12 protein-coding genes are annotated in these 16,950 nt (G+C 71.2%); 9 read left to right on the forward strand and 3 right to left on the reverse strand.

The genetic code is table 11. The annotated features are described in order from the left end of the window. Nucleotides 1-11: 11 nt before the first annotated feature. Nucleotides 12-683, forward strand: coding sequence for a DUF1266 domain-containing protein (locus QZM35_RS18525; RefSeq protein ID WP_218828870.1), 672 nt, complete (start codon nt 12-14; stop codon nt 681-683). Between the two features lie 60 nt (nt 684-743). Further along, nucleotides 744-1,550: a topoisomerase IV gene (locus QZM35_RS18530; RefSeq protein WP_301776579.1), complete on the forward strand. Its 807-nt coding sequence runs from the start codon at nt 744-746 to the stop codon at nt 1,548-1,550. A gap of 42 nt (nt 1,551-1,592) precedes the next feature. On the opposite strand, the gene QZM35_RS18535 is transcribed toward QZM35_RS18530, so the two are convergent. After that, on the reverse strand, nt 1,593-2,522 hold the full coding sequence (locus QZM35_RS18535) for a phosphatidate cytidylyltransferase (protein ID WP_089425119.1): 930 nt from the start codon (nt 2,520-2,522) through the stop codon (nt 1,593-1,595). A 37-nt stretch (nt 2,523-2,559) separates the two neighbouring features. Next, nucleotides 2,560-3,192, reverse strand: a complete 633-nt coding sequence (locus QZM35_RS18540) for a lysophospholipid acyltransferase family protein (RefSeq protein ID WP_071334306.1) — start codon at nt 3,190-3,192, stop codon at nt 2,560-2,562. Nucleotides 3,193-3,648: 456 nt separating this feature from the next. On the opposite strand from QZM35_RS18540, the gene QZM35_RS18545 reads away from it, so the two are divergent. From QZM35_RS18545 to QZM35_RS18560, 4 genes are all read left to right on the forward strand, one after another. Further along, nucleotides 3,649-4,254 carry a CDP-alcohol phosphatidyltransferase family protein gene (locus QZM35_RS18545; protein WP_301776580.1) on the forward strand — a complete coding sequence of 202 codons (606 nt, stop codon included), beginning with the start codon at nt 3,649-3,651 and terminating at the stop codon, nt 4,252-4,254. A 105-nt stretch (nt 4,255-4,359) separates the two neighbouring features. Next, on the forward strand, nt 4,360-6,129 hold the full coding sequence (locus tag QZM35_RS18550) for a bifunctional alpha/beta hydrolase/class I SAM-dependent methyltransferase (protein WP_301776581.1): 1,770 nt from the start codon (nt 4,360-4,362) through the stop codon (nt 6,127-6,129). Continuing rightward, nucleotides 6,126-7,538: a phosphatase PAP2/dual specificity phosphatase family protein gene (locus QZM35_RS18555; protein WP_301776582.1), complete on the forward strand. Its 1,413-nt coding sequence runs from the start codon at nt 6,126-6,128 to the stop codon at nt 7,536-7,538. Before QZM35_RS18550 ends, QZM35_RS18555 begins: the two co-directional genes overlap by 4 nt. Then, nucleotides 7,538-7,990 (forward strand): hypothetical protein, encoded by a 453-nt coding sequence (locus tag QZM35_RS18560; RefSeq protein WP_089472586.1) that lies wholly within the window; start codon nt 7,538-7,540, stop codon nt 7,988-7,990. The genes QZM35_RS18555 and QZM35_RS18560 overlap by 1 nt, the downstream gene beginning before the upstream one ends. 43 nt (nt 7,991-8,033) lie before the next feature. On the opposite strand, the gene QZM35_RS18565 is transcribed toward QZM35_RS18560, so the two are convergent. Further along, the gene (locus QZM35_RS18565; RefSeq protein ID WP_301776583.1) at nt 8,034-9,056 is read right to left on the reverse strand and encodes a sensor domain-containing diguanylate cyclase; all 1,023 of its coding nucleotides are present in this window, start codon (nt 9,054-9,056) and stop codon (nt 8,034-8,036) included. A 479-nt stretch (nt 9,057-9,535) separates the two neighbouring features. Here QZM35_RS18565 and bcsB point away from each other — a divergent pair, with 479 nt between their 5' ends. Genes bcsB through QZM35_RS18580 form a run of 3 tightly spaced genes read left to right on the forward strand, consistent with a single transcriptional unit; the run spans nt 9,536 to nt 16,935 of the window. Next, nucleotides 9,536-11,845, forward strand: a complete 2,310-nt coding sequence (gene bcsB, locus QZM35_RS18570; protein ID WP_301776584.1) for a cellulose biosynthesis cyclic di-GMP-binding regulatory protein BcsB — start codon at nt 9,536-9,538, stop codon at nt 11,843-11,845. Nucleotides 11,846-11,848: 3 nt separating this feature from the next. After that, a complete protein-coding gene (gene bcsZ, locus QZM35_RS18575; protein ID WP_301776585.1) occupies nt 11,849-13,069 on the forward strand; it encodes a cellulose synthase complex periplasmic endoglucanase BcsZ in 1,221 nt (406 codons plus the stop codon). Continuing rightward, a complete protein-coding gene (locus QZM35_RS18580; RefSeq protein ID WP_301776586.1) occupies nt 13,054-16,935 on the forward strand; it encodes a cellulose synthase subunit BcsC-related outer membrane protein in 3,882 nt (1,293 codons plus the stop codon). Before bcsZ ends, QZM35_RS18580 begins: the two co-directional genes overlap by 16 nt. Nucleotides 16,936-16,950: the final 15 nt, after the last annotated feature.

The raw sequence follows: 16,950 nt of genomic DNA on the forward strand, positions 1-16,950 counted from the left end.
GGGCGAAGACCATGATATTCAAGTTGATCGTTGCGCTGTTCGTGCTGTGGCGCATCGTGCGCTACTTCCGCCGGCGCGGTGGGCGCTATCGGGCGTTGCCGGCCCGCAAGCACTGGGCGCTGCTGCTCGCGCACCCGTACGTGGAAGCGACGGGATTCTCGGGTTTCGACGATGCGGACACGAGCCACCTGAACGACACGTCGCGCAAGTTCCTGCGTGCCCAGATGCTGCACCAGATGGAGTTGCGCACCGACGCGACGGACGACGATGCGCGCGCGCACCTGGCGCGCGTGCTCGAGACGCAGTGGTTTCGCGCCGACCTGCATGCGCTGCGGCCGACCGACGACCCGCGTGCGGCGCTCGCGTTCGCCTGTGCGCGGATGGCGTTCCTCGCGCGCGTGGCGATGCTGATGGGCTGGACCGAGCCGGACACCGCCTGGCGCGTGTTGTTGCTCAACGCGCAGCGCGCCCAGGACTGTTTCGACAGCTGGACGGATTTCGGCCACGCGTACGTCGCGGGCCGCAGGCAGTGGGTGGCGGGATTTCGCGCCGATCCGTTCGGCAAGGCGTTCGACGACGCGACGCTGCAAGGCTGGCTCGCACCGGGTGGCGGTGCATGGGGGCACGCGGCGTGGCCGGGGCTGGCGGCGTTCGATCCCGAGCCGGTCGCGCAACCGCGTTGATGCCGTGATGCCGCTGGCCGTTTGCTTCCCGCACCGTTTCTCATTCCTGGCGACGCCGACATGATTTCATCCATTCCTCCCCTGGTGCGACGCCTGGGGCTGTCCGCTGCGTGTGCGGTGCCGGCGTTGACGTTGCCGGCTGCGGCGCACGCGATCGAGCCGGCGGTGGCCGACCGGCTGCTGCGCACGTTCATCCACGACAGCTATGGCAACTGGCGTGCGGACCGCAAGGGCTGGCAGGCGGACGGGGACGATCTTGTCTATGCACCATGCGGCTCGCTGCGCGTCGCGACCGCGGAGGGCCCGCGCACGCTGCTCGCGATGTGCGGCGAGACCGAGGCGGCCGTGCAGAACGGGATGCCGGGCATGGATACGGACGCGACGACCGGCACGATCGACCTGTACGTGCTGAAACCGGCGGCGGACGGCAAGACGCTCGAGCCGGCCATGAAGAAAACGGAGATCGCGTCGGGCGGGCGCGGCGAGCCGGGCACGGTGCGTATCGAGCGGCTCGGGCCGCATCTGTTCGGGTTCGTCATCGGCGAAAGCGACACGCGGCAAGGCTATTCGCAACGCTTCCGCGCGATCTGGCTGCCGGTCGGCAATGCACTGGTGCTGGCGGCGGCGCGCATCGACGAGGCGCTCGACAACGCGGAGTCGACCGAATGCGCGCACGCGCGGGCGCGCTGCGAGGAACGCCGCTTCGAGATCGCGCCGGACCTGACCGGCGCCGGCGACGTCTATCCGCTGACGGTCACGGAAACGGGCACGCGCGGCGACAGGACGATCCACGCGCGCCATACGGTGAAGTTCGACGCGGCGCGTGGCCGCTACGTCGTGCCGAAGGCCTTGCGCGAAGGGTACTGATCCATCGCGCGCAGGAACGGGCGGCGTGGCGCCGCCCGCGCATCACACGTACAGATACCGCACGAGGTGGAAGAACACCGGCGCGGCGAAGCAGATCGAGTCGACGCGATCGAGCATCCCGCCGTGGCCCGCGATCATCGAGCCCCAGTCCTTGGTGCCGAGCGAGCGCTTGACGGCCGACAGCACGAGGCCGCCGACGAAGCCCGCGATCACGATCGCGAGCGAGATGCCGAACGCCGAACCGAAGCTGAACGGCGTCACGCGATACAGCGAGGCGCCGCACAGCGTGGCCAGCAGGCCGCCGCCGATGAAACCCTCGATCGTCTTCGACGGCGACAGCTGCGGCGCGATCTTGCGCTTGCCGAACAGCTTGCCGACCACGTACTGCAGCACGTCGCTGATCTGCACGACGAACAGGAAGAAGAACAGCAGCAGCGCGTTCTGCCCCGCGTAGTGCGGAATGTCGAGGATCAGCACGGCCGGCGCATGGCTCAGCCCGTACACGCACACCATCAGCGCCCAGTTGATCTTCGCGTTGCGGCTCAGGAAGTCGCGCGTGTCCTGCGTGAGCGCCGACACGAGCGACATCGCGAAGAACAGGTGCACGGGCACGAAGATCGAATACATCCCGTACCAGTTGATCCCGAGCAGCAGGTATTGCACGGGGATCGCGACGAAGAACGCGATGAACAGCGTCGTATGGTCGCTCGGCGTGGTGGGCGTGAGCGTGATGAATTCGCGCAGCGTCAGGTAGGACAGCACCGCGAACACGAGATAGGTGATGTTGTTGCCGAGGCCGATCGCGATGGCCATGATCGCGATCATCGCCCACCACGCACGGATGCGCTGGTTCAGGTTGACGATGGTCGCGCTGGTGCCGCCGCTGCGTGCGCCGAGGATCGCGCCGATCACGGTCGCGACGACGAGCACGCCCGTGACGCCCGCGACCAGTTCCCAGAAAATGGTTCGCATTATTGATATCCGGAAAAGGGAGAAGAGGGCGCCGCGTTCAGCCGGCCGGCCGCTGCGGCGGCGCGAGCGCGACGACCGCGTCGCGCATGCGGGCGAGGAATGTCGGCTTGTCCTCGTCGGCGCCGCGCTGTTCGTTCGCGCCGAAGTGCACCTTGCAGATCAGCGGCACCGGCCAGATCGCGCCCTTCGGCATGATCCGCTGCAGGTTCTCGAGATAGACGGGCGCGAGCGCGACGTCCGGAAACTCGGTCGCGAGGTGGAACAGCCCGCTCTTGAACGGCTGCGGCAGGATCTCGGCGCCGCGCGTGCCTTCCGGGAAGATGATGATCGAATGGCCCTGCTTGAGCGCGTCGCGCACCGGATCGAGCGGGTCACCGCCGGATTCGCGGTGGCGGTCGATCAGCACGACGTTCAGCAGCTTCTGCGCGATGTGGCGCTTCATGTCGCTGCTGTCCCAGTAGTCGCGCGCGGCGACCGGCCGCACGACCGCGCGCACGTTGCGCGGCAGCGCGGCGAGGATCGCGAGCGTGTCGATGTGGCTCGTGTGGTTCGAGAAGTAGATCTTCTGTGTCGGGGACGGCGGCGCCTGATGCCAGACCGGATACGCACCGGCGACGAGCCGCACGATGGACAGCAGGAAATCGCGCTGCCAGACGTTGAGGATGTTCATCGGCGCTGCGCCTCCTGCGTGCCTGCATGGCCCGCTGCGCATGAGCGGCGGGCGGGACCCCGGAATGCCGGCGCGGCAGGATGCGCGCCGGACGGCCCTTGTTTAAATTTTTTCAAATTCGTGGCTGCCTGTCGCAGGTCCGCGATAATCGGACGAGTCGCCGTCATACGCTGTTGCGTCGCGGCGAATGCGCCGGTCGGCGGCGTGATAATCGGCTGTTGCACGCGTGCCCGTTTGCAGTTCGAATGGATCTCGCTGCGATCGGGCCAGCGGATTATCGCGAGTTTCCGTCAAAAACGCCAGATTGGCGCCGCGCGTGCGGGCCGGGCGCGTGCTTGACGCATCGGGGCCGCTCGGCGACGATGAGGGCCGTCCATGGAAGGCCGTCCAAGGCCGTTTCGCCGCCCGGGGCATGGCGGCGGGAAATGTATCCGACTGTGCCGCGCAAATAAAACGATGAGCCTCTACGCACTCAAACCCAAATTCCAGAACACCCTGCGCCCGTTCGCGAACTCGCTCGCCGAACGCGGCGTAACGGCCAACCAGGTCACGCTGTTCGCGGCCGGCGGCTCGATCGTCGTCGGCGCGCTCGCCGGCCTCGGCGTGTTTGCCCGCGCGCTGTTCCTGCTGATCCCGCTGTGGCTGTTCGCGCGCATGGCGCTCAACGCGATCGACGGGATGCTCGCGCGCGAGCACGGCCAGAAGAGCACGCTCGGCGCGTACCTGAACGAGCTCGGCGACGTCGTGTCCGATGTCGCGCTGGTGCTGCCGTTTCTCGCGATTTCCGCGTTCGCTCCGGCAGACGTCTGGCTGTTCGCGCTGACGGCGGTGATCGTCGAATGCGCGGGGCTGATCGGCCCGCTGGTCGGCGTCAGCCGCCGCTACGACGGCCCGTTCGGCAAGAGCGACCGCGCGCTCGCGCTCGGCGCGTTCGCGCTGTGGATCGGGCTCGGCTTTCCGGTCGGCGGCGTCGCCGTCTGGCTGTGGCGCCTGCTGATCGTGCTGTCGCTCGTGACCGTGGTGCGGCGCGTGCAGGCCGGCATCGCGGAAAAGGGCGGTTGAAAGGGCAGTTGAAGCGGCGGTTGAAACAGTCGTCAACACAGTTGCGGTACCGGGCGCCGGAGGGCGGCGCACCAAGATTCGAATAACGAAACGAGAGAGAAACGCATGAGCGCACGCATGGCCCGCGAGGCCGACTTCATCACGCACGACGGCGAAACGCTGTTCTATCGTCACTGGCCCGCCACGGGCCCGCGCTGCCGCGGCGCCATCGTGTTGCTGCACCGCGGCCACGAACACTCGGCGCGCGTCGCGCACCTGGTCGACGAGCTCGACCTGCCCGATTTCGCATTTTTCGCATGGGATGCGCGCGGCCACGGCCGCTCGCCCGGCGCGCGCGGCTACAGCCCGAGCGCGGCCGCATCGGTGCGCGACCTGCAGACCTTCGTCGAACATATCCGCGACTCGCACGGCATCGCGATCGAGGACATGGCGGTGGTCGGCCAGAGCGTCGGCGCGGTGCTCGCGGCCACCTGGGCGCACGACTACGCGCCGCCGATCCGCGCGCTCGTCGTCGCGTCGCCGGCGTTCCACATCAAGCTCTACGTGCCGTTCGCGCGGCCGGGCCTGCGGTTGATGCACAAGCTGCGCGGGCTGTTCTACGTGAACAGCTACGTGAAGCCGAAATTCCTCACGCACGATCCCGAGCGGATCGCGAGCTATGCGTCCGATCCGCTGATCACGCGGCCGATCGCGGTCAACATGCTGCTCGACCTGCACGACACCGCGCAGCGGATCGTCGCCGACGCGGCCGCGATCACCGTGCCGACGCAGCTGCTGATCTCCGGCGCCGACTGGGTCGTGCATCGCGGCCCGCAGGACCGCTTCTTCGAACGCCTCGGCGCCGCGCGCAAGGAGCGCATCGTGCTGCCGGGCTTCTATCACGACACGCTCGGCGAACGCGACCGCGCGCAGGCGCTCGCCCCGCTGCGTGCATTCGTGCTGCGCGAATTCGATGCGCCGAGCCCGCGCGTGTCGCTCGCCGACGCCGACCGGCGCGGCGCGTTCCACGACGAATACGCGGCGCTCGGCCGGCCGCCCGCGAATGCGTTCGCGCGGGCGTACTGGGCGCTCACGCGCGCCGGCCTGAAGGCCGGCGGCGCGCTGTCGGACGGCATCGCGCTCGGGCTGCGCCTCGGCTTCGATTCGGGCTCGACACTCGACTACGTGTACCGCAACCGCGCGCAAGGGCGGCTCGGCGTCGGCGCGCTGATCGACCGCACCTATCTCGATTCGCCGGGCTGGGTCGGCATCCGCCAGCGCAAGGTGCATCTGCAGGAGCTGATCGGGGCGGCGATCGGCCGCCTGCGCGGCCACGGCGCACCGGTGCGGATCGTCGACATCGCGGCCGGGCACGGGCGCTACGTGCTCGACGCGATCGCGTCGGCCGCCGAGCGCGACGGCGCGGCGCCCGACGACATCACGCTGCGCGACTACAGCCCGCCGAACGTCGAGGCCGGGCGCGTGCTGATCGCGCAGCGCGGCCTCGAGTCGATCGCGCGCTTCGAGCGCGGCGACGCGTTCGACGAGGCATCGCTCGCGACGCTCGAGCCGCGTCCGACGCTCGCGATCGTGTCGGGCCTCTACGAGCTGTTCGGCGAGAACGCGCTGATCGAGCGCTCGCTGCGCGGGCTCGCGCAGGCCGTGCCGCCGGGCGGCTATCTCGTCTATACGGGGCAGCCGTGGCATCCGCAGCTCGAGTTCATCGCCCGTGCGCTGAACAATCACCGCGGCGAAGCGACCTGGGTGATGCGCCGCCGCTCGCAGGCCGAGATGGACGAGCTCGTCGCGCGCGCGGGCTTCCGCAAGCTCGACCAGCGGATCGACGAAATGGGCATCTTCACGGTCAGCCTCGCGCAGCGGGTCGACGCGTCATGAGCGCGCTCGGCGGCGGCGCGAGCGACCTCGCCGAACCGGCCCCGGCGGCCGGCGCCGGCGCGCGCGACGCGTCGTTCGCGCTGCGTTTCGGCTGGCTCGCGGTGATGGGGGCCGTGTTCTTCTCGACCTACGGTTTCGCGAACTGGCTCGCCGCACGCCGCGCGGCGGTGCCGACCTTCGCGTTCGGCTGGGAGCACGCGATCCCGTTCGTGCCGTGGACGATCGTGCCGTACTGGTCGATCGACCTGCTGTATGCGCTGTCGTTCTTTTTCTGGACGCGCCGCGCCGACCTGCTCGATCACGTGAAGCGGCTGTTGACCGTGCAGCTGATCTCGGTCGCGTGCTTCATCGCGTGGCCGCTGCGCTTCGGGTTCGAGCGGCCCGACGCCGGCGGCGTGGCCGGTGCGCTGTTCACGCTGCTGATGGGCTTCGACAAGCCGTTCAACCAGGCGCCGTCGCTGCACATCGGGTTGCTCGTCGTGCTGTGGGCCGTGTATGCGAAGCACCTGCGCGGCACGCTCGCGCGCGGCGTGCTGCACCTGTGGTTCGCGGCGATCGGCGTGTCGGTGCTGACCACCTACCAGCATCACGCGATCGACGTGCCGACCGGCGCGGCCGTCGGCTGTCTCGCGCTGTTCCTGTTTCCGCTGCGCGATGCCGCGGGCCGGCTGCCGGGCGCCGATGCGTCGCCGGGCGCGGCCGGCCGTGCGCTCGCGCGCCGCTATGCGCTTGGCGCGGCGGCGCTCGCGCTCGTGGCGCTCGGGTGCGTGCCGCGCGCGCCCGGCTGGGCGCTGGCGGCCGGGTGGGTCGCGCTGGCGCTCGCCTGTGTCGCGTGGATCTACCGGCGCGGCGCGCCCGGCGCCTTCCAGAAGGACGCGCTCGGGCGGTTCCCGGTCGTCATGCGCTGGCTGCTCGCGCCGACGATTGCGGGCGCGTTCATCAATTCGCGGCTGTGGACGTTCCGGCAGCCGGCGCCGGTGCGGATCGACGAACGCGTGTCGATCGGGCGTACGCCGACGACACGCGACGTGCGCCGCCACGGCTTCACGGCGCTGGTCGACCTGACCGCTGAAATGCCGCGCTGGGCGTCGGTGGATGCGTCGCTCGCGTATGCGACCGTGCCGCAGCTCGATCTCGTCGCGCCGACGGCCGGGCAACTCGCGCAGGCCGTCGCGGCGCTCGAAAGCCTGCACAGGGAAGGGCGCGACGTGCTGGTCTGCTGCGCGCTCGGCTACGGGCGCAGCGTGCTGTGCGCGGCCGCGTGGCTGGCGGCGCGACGCGGGCTCGGCGATGCGCGCGACGCGCTGGCCGCGGTGCGTGCGGTGCGGCCGCATGCGGTGTGGTCGGACGACGGCGTGGCCGTGCTGCAGCAGTGGATCGATCGCCGTCGCGGCGCGGGAGGCGCGTGATGCGCGACCCGTCCGCGCCATTCAGGATTGCCGCCGCGCGCGGCGCGCTCGATGCGGGTGCGTGGGCGATCGCGGCCGCGCTGGCCGCGGCCGGCGCCGGCTGGTGGATCGCGTCGGGCTGGGCGCCGGCGACGATCGCCCGCGTGCTGCTGGCGGTGGTCAGCACCGGGTCGGGGATCGCGGCGCTGTGGTACGCGGTGCGCATCGAGATCGACCGCCGGCTGTTCGCCGCGCTCGCGCGTGCGGCGGCGGGCGACGGATCGGTCGACGACGGCCTCGCGGCGCTCGACCGCGCACTCGCCGATCTCGGCTGGATCGATGCGTCGAAGGCCGGGCGCGCACTCGACGCACGCGTGCGCGGTGCGGTCGGGCTGTGCCGGGCCGGTGTGCTCGTCGCGATCGTCCAGTGGCTCGTGGTCGGGCTCGCGATCGCCGTTCCGCAGATCGGCTAGCGCCCGTTCAAGGCAGCCGCCGCCGCCGGCTGGCCGAGCCGCGTTACGCGTGAGCGACCCGTTGCGACCGCGTGCGTTTCACTTCATACATCGCCTGGTCCGCATGCTCGATCAGCGCGTTCATGTCGGTGCCGTCGTCGGGCAGCAGCGCGATCCCGACGCTGACGCCGAGCCGCATCGGGCGCCCCTCGAATTCGAACGGTTCACCGACCTGGCGCGCGAGCCGCGTGCTTTGCGCATGCGCATCGTCGCGATTGCCGATGTTCGGCAGGATCACCGCGAATTCGTCGCCGCCGATGCGTGCGACCGTGTCCGAGCGCCGCACCGCCCCCTGCATCCGCGTGGCGATCTCGCGCAGCGTCGCGTCGCCCGCGCGATGGCCGAACCCGTCGTTGATCGGCTTCAGCCCGTCCATGTCGATGTTGAGGATGCCGAGCCGGCCGTTCGCGCGCAGCGTCGTGTGCATCGACTGCCGCAGGCGGTCGTAGAACAGCGCGCGGTTGGGCAGGCCCGTGAGCGCGTCGTGTGTCGCGCGCAGGTACAGTTCGTTCGCCTCGTTGCGCGCCGCGTGGAACATCGCGGCGGCGATCAGGTCGGCCGTCAGCCGCAGCGTGGCCGCGTCGGCCTGCGAAAAGCCGTCGACTTCCGGCGACATCACTTTCAGCACGCCGACGGTCGTGTCGGCATGGGTGAGCGGCATCACGAGCATCGAGCGCAGGCCGACCCGCCGGCAGGCGTCGCGATCGACGCGCGGGTCGGTTTCCGAGTCGATGCAGTGCAGCAACGCGCCTTGCTGCACGCACAGGCCCGACAGGCTGCCCGAGCGCCGCAGCCGCAGGCCGAGCATCCCGGCGGCCGTGCCCGACGCGGCGCGGTACACCATGTCGTCGCCCTCGGCGAATTCGACCGCGGCGGCGCTCGCGCCGGTGAGCTGCGGCACCTGCTCGGCCACATAGGCCATCACGCTGCCGAGATCGAGGCCGAGCTTCGCGATCTCGGTCTGCACGGCGATGATGCGCAGCAGCGTATCGGGGGACGGGGTGGCAGTGTCGACGATTTGATTCAAGTCAGTTTTCCGTGAAAGAAAGCACGTCCGGTAGCGCGGATTGCGGTAGCATACGCGCCGCCTCGCGGCCGCGTGTTCAGCCGGGGTGGTCTGCAACGGACCGCCGCCGGCCAGCCGATCCGCGCCGGCAGTATGCCGTTCGGCCTGCCGGGCGACAACGGCGCAATTCTTACCATTCATCCCTCTCGTGCAGCATTTCCGACCGGATTGAGGTTTTTTCGCTTCAATGTCGCGAATCGTGGTGAGTTTTGTCCTGTTTTTGAGATAGTGTGACGAATGGGCGTGTGCCGGTGCCAGGCGCGCGTAGCACGATGCCGCGCGATTAAAGAAATCGCCGCATCGTTTCGATAAATGAATCAGGCCAGTTGGATACATATGAGGGAAGCAGTGGGGATGTTCACTCACGGGCATAGCTGCTTTGCGGGCATCGATTTCGATGCGACGGACGACCGGATGATCCTGATGAAACGGAGTGCCGCATGAAGCCGGCCGTGTCGCTGCTCATCCTCTCGGCCGCGATGGCCGGCGCCTTTCATGCCGCCGCGCTGTCGGCCGCGCCGATGCCGGCCGTGCCAGTTGCGGCCGCGTCCGGCGCTGCGCCGGCGCCGGTGCTTGCGGCCGCGCCCGCGGCGGCCAGCGCGAGCCCAGCCGGCCTGCCGGTGACGACGGTGCGCCTGCCGTTCGCGTCGCTCGGCGCGTTCGATCCGCTGCGCCTGCGCGGCGCCGACGACGCCCGCACGATCAATGCGGGCGTGCGACTCGACCGCGTGGTCACCGGCGCGCGGCTGCGCCTGACCTACGCGTATTCGCCGTCGCTGGTGTTCCCGATGTCGCACCTGAAGGTGTCGGTGAACGGCGAGGTCATCGCGACCGTCCCGTTCGACGCCGCGCAGGCGGGCCGCACGGTCACGCAAGAGATCCCGATCGATCCGCGCTACTTCTCGGATTTCAACCAGATCGGCCTGCGCCTGATCGCGCACTACACGCTCGACCATTGCGAGGATCCGTCGAACTCGGCGCTGTGGGCCGACGTGAGCCCGAAGAGCGAGCTGATCCTCGACGAATCGCCGGTCCGCCTGCCGAACGATCTCGCGCTGCTGCCCGCGCCGTTCTTCGACCGGCGCGACAACGGCCGCGTGCGGCTGCCGTTCGTGCTGCCGGCGTCGCCCGATTCGGCGACGCTGCGCAGCGCGGGCGTGCTCGCGTCGTGGTTCGGCGCGCTGGCCGACTACCGGCATGCGCGCTTCCCGGTGTCGACCGGGCTGCCGGCCGACGACCAAGCGGTGGTGATCGGCACGGCCGCGACGCTGCCGGCCGGCCTCGCGCTGCCGTCGATCAACGGCCCGCTGCTCGCGGTGGCCGACAACCCGGCCGCGCCGGGGCGCAAGCTGCTCGTCGTCACGGGCCGCACGGCGGCCGAGGTCGACGATGCGGTCGCGACGCTCGTGCTGGGCCGCGCGGCGCTGTCGGGGCCGTCGGCGACGGTCGCGCACGTCGATCTCGGCGCGCCGCGCAAACCGTACGACGCGCCGCGCTGGCTGCCGGTGAACCGGCCGATCACGTTCCGCGAGCTCGTGTCCGATACGCGCGAGCTGGAAGTGCGCGGCACGTCGCCCGACGCCATTCGCCTGAACCTGCGCGTGCCGTCCGACCTCCATTCGTGGAACGGCGCGGGCGTGCCGATCACGCTGCGCTACCGCTACACGGCGCCGACGGTGCAGGACAACTCGACGCTTGCCGTCGAGATCAACGACCAGCTCGTGAAGTCGTACCGGCTCGGGCCGGCCCATGCCGAGGACGCGCACGGCCGCATGCAGCTGCCGTTGCTGTCGGTGCCGGAAGGGCGCGTGACGAGCGACGTCGACATCCCGGCGTTCCGGGTCGGCAGCGGCAACCAGCTGCAGTTCCGCTTCACGCTCGACTCGCAGAAGACGGGCCTGTGCTCGAGCACGGCGACCGAGCCGCAGCGTGCGGCGATCGATCCCGATTCGACGATCGACTTCTCGCACTTCGTCCATTACGCGCAGTTGCCGAACCTGGCGTTCTTCGCGAACAGCGGCTTCCCGTTCACGCGCTTCGCCGACCTGTCGCAGACGGCCGTCGTGATGCCCGACCGGCCCTCGCCGCAGGAGCTCGAGGCCTACCTGACGATGCTCGGCCACATGGGCGAATGGACCGGCTTCCCCGCGCTGCGCGTGCAGGTCGCGCGGCCCGGCGACGTCGCCGCGCTGTCGGGCAGCAAGGATCTCCTCGTGATCGACGGCTCGCCCGCGTCGCCGCTGCTCGCGCACTGGCGCTCGGCGCTGCCGCTCGTGATCGGCGAGCAGGGCAGCGCGGGCGGCGAGGGCGCCGCGCGCATCGCCTTCTCGGTGAAGGAGCGCTGGCGCAACGGCGTCGGCCTGACCGAAGGCGGCGCGCACATCGAGCAGACGGGCTCGCTCGCGGCGCTCGCCGGGTTCGAGCTGCCGGGCAGCCGGGGGCGCAGCGTCGTCGCGCTGACGGCGACCGACCAGCCGCGCCTCGGCGATCTGCTCAACGTGTTCGAGAACGCCGGGCTCGTGTCGCAGCTGCAGGGCGACCTGGCGCTGGTGCGGCCGGGGCAGGTCGACAGCCTGCGCGTCGGCGAGCCTTACGTGGTCGGGTTCGTGCCGTGGTATGCGCGGGTGTGGACGCAGGCGGCGCGGCATCCGGTCGTGCTGGGCGCGGTCGGCGTCGTGGCGGGGCTGCTGCTGGCGCTCGGCGTGTTCAGCGTGCTGCAGAGAATCGCCGCGCGTCGACGGGGGATGTAACGGATGGCGCGGGCAATGGCGAAGCGACGGGCAACGCGGCCGGCGCGGCGCGTCGGCGCGGCACTCGCGCTGGCGGTGGCGATGACGTGCGCGGCGGCCGGCATGGCCACGCGCGCGCAGGCCGCGGGAGCCGCTGCGGCCGACGCGGGATGCAGTGCGTCGTGGCCGCGCTGGGACGCGTTCAAGCGCGATTTCATCTCGGCCGACGGCCGCGTGATCGACGTCGGCTCGGCCGATTCACGCACGGTATCGGAGGGGCAGGCGTATGGACTTTTCTTCGCGCTGGTCGCGAACGACCGGCGCATGTTCGACACGATCCTCGCATGGACCGAGAACAATCTCGCGCAGGGCGACCTGAGCGCGCACCTGCCCGCGTGGCTGTGGGGCCGCGCGCCCGACGGCGCGTGGCGCGTGCTCGACGCGAACGCGGCATCGGACGCCGACCTGTGGATCGCGTATGCGCTCGTCGAGGCCGGGCGGCTGTGGCACGAACGCAGCTACACGGCGCGCGGCGCGCTGCTCGCGAAGCGCGTGCTCGACGTCGAGACGGCGACCGTGCCGGGCCTCGGTCTCACGCTGCTGCCCGGGCCGACCGGGTTCAAGCTCGCCGACGGCCAGTGGCGCGTGAACCCGAGCTATTCGCCGCCGCAGGTGATCCGTGCGCTCGGCGCGCGCCTGCCCGACGACAAGCGCTGGGCCGCGCTCGCCGCCAGCACCGGCCGCGTGCTGCTCGACACCGCACCGAAAGGCTTTTCGCCCGACTGGGCGCTGTATCGCGCGGGCACGGGGTTCGGGCCCGATCGCGACACGCATGCGGAGAGCGCGTACAACGCGATTCGCGTGTATCTGTGGGCCGGCATGCTCGACCGCGCCGATCCGCTCGCCGCGCCGCTGCTCGCGCGTTTTGCGCCGTTCGCCGACCATATCGCCGCACATGGCGCGCCGCCGGAGAAGGTCGACACGACGACCGGCGTCGCCGGGCCGAACGACGGCAACGGCGGCTTCTCGGCGGCGGCCGTGCCGTTCCTCGACGCACGCGGCCAGCGCGCGCTGGCCGATGCCCAGGCGGCGCGTGTCGATACGCTCGCGCGCCAGTCGCCGCCCGGTTACTACACGAGCGTGCTGACGCTGTTCGGGCTCGGCTGGCGCGACGGGCGCTACCGGTTCGGCGCGGACGGCACGCTCGACGCCCGCTGGGGAGGCCGCTCGTGCGCCGCCCGCTGAAGCGCGCCGCGCCGCACGTCGCGGGATTCGCGTGGCTCGCGTCGTCGGTGTGCGCGGCGGCGCCGGGCACCGCCGCGCACACGCCGCTGGCGAAACCCGCAGCGCCGGCGACTGCCGCGTCCGCCGATGCGCAGCGTCTGCTCGACACTGCGCGGATGTGGGGCGTCAAGCATCGCGACGACCTCGCGCGCGACGCGCTGCGCAAGGGGCTGCTGATCGCGCCGGGCGATCCCGAGCTGCTGGCCGAACAAGTGCGCGTGCTGTTGCGGCTCGGCGACGCGAAAGGCGCGCAGGCGTCGCTCGCGCGGCTGCAGGCGCAGTCGCCGAATGCGCCCGCCACGCGGCGGGTGGCTGACGAATATCGCGTTGCGACGAGCGGGCGCGGCGAGATGGCACAGATCCGCCTGCTCGCGCGCAGCGGCCGCGCGGACGAAGCGGCCCGGCGGATCGTCGCGCTGTTTCCGAACGGCGCGCCGTCGGGTGCGCTCGGCGCCGAGTATTACCAGATCGTGTCGAATGCGCCGGGCGGACGCGAGCCGGCGATCGCCGCGCTGCGCCGCGCGGTCGCGGCCGATCCGCAGGACACGAGCGCGACGATGGCGCTCGCGCGGCTCTTGAACCAGCGTGCCGACACGCGGCCGGAGGCGAACCGGATCGCCTGGGCGCTCGCGAAGCGCGCCGACGCCGACCATACGGAGGCGATGGCGCTGTGGCGGCGCGTGCTGCAGTCGGCCGGCAGCGATCCCGCGTATCTCGATGCACTGCATGCGTATCTCGTGCTCGTGCCGGACGATACCGAATTCGTCGACCGCGTCGCGGAACTGGATCGCCAGCGCGACGCGCAGCGCCAGCTCGAACGCAATCCCGACTACATCGCACGGCAGCGCGGCCTGCAGGCGCTCGCGCGCGGCGACCTGGCCGGCGCCGATCCGCTGCTCACGCGCGCCGCGCGGGCGCGGGCGGACGACGCCGACGCGGTCGGCGGGCTCGGCCTGCTGCGCCTGCGCGAAGGGCGGCACGACGAAGCGCGCACGTTGTTCACGCGCGCCGCGACGCTGTCGACCGATCAGCGCGGCAAATGGCAGGGCCTCGCGCGCACCGCGCAGTTCTGGGGGCTGCTCGCGCAAGGCCGCGCGGCAGCCGCGGCAGGCCGTCCGCAGGACGAGGAGCGCGCCGCACGCGCGGCACTCGCGATGCAGCCGGACAGCCCGGATGCGAAGCTGCAGCTTGCCGACGCGTTGCTCGCGCAGCGCGACTGGGCACGCGCGGAGCCGTTGCTGCGCGAGTTGCTGGCCGCACGTTCGCCGGACCTCGCGGCCGTGCGCGGCACGGCCACGCTGTACGAGAACACCGGCCGCGCGGACCAGATCGGCCCGCTGCTCGGTGCGCTGCAAGGCCGCGTGACGGGCCGCGACGATCGGCGCGCGCTCGACGGCCTGCGTGCCGACCTGCTCGCGGACCAGGCGCGTGCGCTGGCGGACAAGGGCGAACGCGGGCCCGCCGCGCAGCGCTACGAGGCGGCCGTGCGCGCGGCGCCCGACGCGCCGTGGACGCGCTTCGCACTCGCGCGCCTCTATCGCGACATGGGGCTGCCGCAGCTCGGCCGCACGGTGATGGACGACGGGCTGGCGCAGAGCGCGACGCCCGAGATGCGCTACGCGACCGCGCTGTACCGCAATTCGCTCGACGACGTCGCGGGCGCGCAGGCCGCGCTCGCGCCGGTCGACGACGCGCACCGTTCGGACGGGATGCGCGCGCTCGCGCGCAAGCTCGATGCGCAACGCGCGCTGGCCGACGCACGCGGCGCGCTCGCGCGCGGCGACCGCACGGCGTTTGCCGCGTCGCTCGCACAGGCGCAGGCGAGTGCGCCGGACGATCCCGACATGCTCGCCGCGATCGGCGCGCAATGGATCGACGCGGGCGAAGCCGACCGCGGGCTCGCACCGTTGCACGACTGGATCGCCGCGCACCCGCGCGAAGCCGACGCGGACGTGCGGCTGCGCTACGGCGACCTGCTCGGCAGCGCGGGGCGCGACGACGCGCTCGCCGCATGGCTCGACACGCTGCGCCGGGAACCGTCGCTGACGCCCGCACAGACGGCGAGGATCGAGGACCAGTCGCTGCGGCTCGTGCTGCGGCAGACGGACGACGCGATCGCGCAGCAGGATTACGCGCAGGCGCGCAAGCTGCTCGATCGCGCGAGCCCGGCCGGCCGCGCGGACAAGCGTTATGCGCTCGAACTGGCCGATCTCGAACGTGCGCAAGGCCATTACGATGCGGCGCGCGCCGCGCTTGCGCCGGCCGTCGCGCGCACGCCGGACGATGCGGATACGCAGCTCGCGCTGGCCCGCATCGACGAGGACAGCGGCAATCGGGCCGCGGCGCTTGCACGCGTGCAGGCGGTGCTGGCCCGCACGCCGGACGACGACGTCGACACGCAACTGTCGGCCGTGCGCCGCCTGAATGCGCTGCGCCGTCCGGACGAAGCCGGGCAGGTGACCGACCGGCTGCATGCCGCGTACCCGGCGCGCGCCGACGTGACGGTCGCGGCCGGCCGCGTGGCCGAGGCGCAGGGGCGCTATGACGATGCGGCGTCGCTGTACCGGATGTCGCAGTCGCAGGAGCGCACGACGGGCGTGAGCCCGGGCCGTGACGGACTGACGCCCGCGCAGGCCGCGTTCGCGGATCTCCAGCAGCGGCGCAATCCCGAGATCGAAACCGGCTGGACGCCCGCCTACAAGTCGGGCGACGAAGGCATCTCGTCGTATCGCGCGCAGCAGGTGCCGATCTACATGCAGATGCCGATCCGCTACGACGGGCACGTGTTCGCGCAGATCGACACCGTGCATCTCGACCCGGGCACGCTCGACACGAGCAACCCGAACGCGTATTCGCTCAGCACGTTCGGCAGCTACGCGGCGCTCAAGGCGCAGAACGCGCTGACCCCCGCATCGATCGCGAATCCGCCGGGCTCGCTGCACCAGACCGCCACGGGCGTCGCGCTCGGCGCCGGCTACCTGACGGACGCATGGCGCTTCGATCTCGGCACGTCGCCGCTCGGTTTCCCCGTGCATTACCTGGTCGGCGGCGTGCGCTATCGCTTCGACGCCGGCCCGGCCAGTTTCTCGGTGAATGCATCGCGGCGGCCGGAAACGAGCAGCGTGCTGTCGTACTCGGGGATGCGCGACCCGTGGACGGGCGCGGTCTGGGGCGGCGTGCGCCGCGACGGCGTGACCCTGCGCGCGTCGGTCGACGTCGGCCGCACGAACCTGTTCGCGGAACTCGGCGCGGGCGTGCTGTCCGGCCGCAACGTCGAACGCAACGCGGAAGTCACGCTGCGCACCGGCTTCACGGTGCCCGTGTACGAGCGTGCGACGATGAAGGTCAGCACCGGGCTCGTCGGCAACGCATGGCACTACGCGGAGAACCTGCGCTACTACACGTACGGGCAGGGCGGCTACTACAGCCCGCAACGCTACCTGTCGCTCGGCGTGCCGATCGAATGGGCGGGGCGGCACGATGCGCTGTCGTGGGACCTGACCGTCACCGGCGGGATCTCGAACAGCTACGAGAAGGATTCGCTGTATTACCCGATGTCGTCGGACCAGCGGGCCGCGCAGGTGGCGGCCGGGTTCGTGTACACGGGCAGCTCGACGCGCGGCGTGTCGTTCTCGTACGGGATCAACGGGATCGTCGAGTACCGCGTGAACCCGCACCTGAGCGTCGGCGCGCAGCTGAAGGTCGACCGGTCGCACGACTACGCGCCGAGTTCGGCGCTCGTGTACCTGCGCTATGCGTTCGACGCGCGCGCGCAACGCAGCTGGCTCGTCACGCCGACGCCGGTGCGGCTTTATTCGGATTACTAGGTTACTAGGGGAACG

It is taken from the genome of Burkholderia sp. AU45274 (assembly GCF_030482505.1).
Classification (GTDB): Bacteria; Pseudomonadota; Gammaproteobacteria; order Burkholderiales; family Burkholderiaceae; genus Burkholderia.

Bases quoted from the DNA above. Each gene is read 5' to 3' on its own strand.
- QZM35_RS18560 (WP_089472586.1), top strand. From the start codon at position 7,538: ATGCGCGACCCGTCCGCGCCATTCAGGATTGCCGCCGCGCGCGGCGCG.
- QZM35_RS18540 (WP_071334306.1), bottom strand. From the start codon at position 3,192: ATGAACATCCTCAACGTCTGGCAGCGCGATTTCCTGCTGTCCATCGTG.
- QZM35_RS18545 (WP_301776580.1), top strand. From the start codon at position 3,649: ATGAGCCTCTACGCACTCAAACCCAAATTCCAGAACACCCTGCGCCCG.
- QZM35_RS18525 (WP_218828870.1), top strand. From the start codon at position 12: ATGATATTCAAGTTGATCGTTGCGCTGTTCGTGCTGTGGCGCATCGTG.
- QZM35_RS18550 (WP_301776581.1), top strand. From the start codon at position 4,360: ATGAGCGCACGCATGGCCCGCGAGGCCGACTTCATCACGCACGACGGC.
- bcsZ (WP_301776585.1), top strand. From the start codon at position 11,849: ATGGCGCGGGCAATGGCGAAGCGACGGGCAACGCGGCCGGCGCGGCGC.
- QZM35_RS18555 (WP_301776582.1), top strand. From the start codon at position 6,126: ATGAGCGCGCTCGGCGGCGGCGCGAGCGACCTCGCCGAACCGGCCCCG.
- QZM35_RS18530 (WP_301776579.1), top strand. From the start codon at position 744: ATGATTTCATCCATTCCTCCCCTGGTGCGACGCCTGGGGCTGTCCGCT.
- bcsB (WP_301776584.1), top strand. From the start codon at position 9,536: ATGAAGCCGGCCGTGTCGCTGCTCATCCTCTCGGCCGCGATGGCCGGC.
- QZM35_RS18535 (WP_089425119.1), bottom strand. From the start codon at position 2,522: ATGCGAACCATTTTCTGGGAACTGGTCGCGGGCGTCACGGGCGTGCTC.